The following is a 482-nucleotide window of genomic DNA, read 5'->3' on the forward strand; positions in this document are numbered from 1 at the left end:
GATCATGACATTGAAAGCTTCTATAAATATTGGAAATCACTGGAGAAGCAATTAGGCATAAAACTAAATACAACTTCACTGGATCCGTTTAACGATTTAGAAGAGGATCTTGTAAAATATGGGGGCAGAGAGGATAAATATCTTGCTTGGGCATTGAAACGTGTAAGGCAAGAAGCTAAGAATAATAATTGGCACAATAACATCGTAACTCATGCAAAGGACCTGCCACCAATTGTTTTAAAAGATGTTACTGGACAGGAAGTATACTGTACTGCGGTACCGACACTAAACAGTTTTGCCGGAGGTGCAGTATGGGGGCGTAGGGCATTTAATGTTGTTGGGGTTTGGAGACCAGAACATAACCGGGTTAATGGAAAGGTTGATTTAACATTAAATCCATCATCAGGATTGCCATTTGCAGAAAACGAAGCTATTATCAAAATACTAAAGGCAAAACCAAAAGGCACGGCTAAGAAGGGATC

Annotated in this window: 1 protein-coding gene; it reads left to right on the top strand. The window is 39.4% G+C overall.

Annotated elements, in window-relative coordinates; genetic code table 11:
* Nucleotides 1–482: hypothetical protein (locus tag AB4Z50_RS36015; protein ID WP_441887287.1), on the top strand; the 482-nt coding region annotated here is incomplete at both ends.

The sequence above is a fragment of the Paenibacillus sp. 2TAB26 genome, from assembly GCF_052115145.1.
Lineage (GTDB): Bacteria > Bacillota > Bacilli > Paenibacillales > Paenibacillaceae > Pristimantibacillus.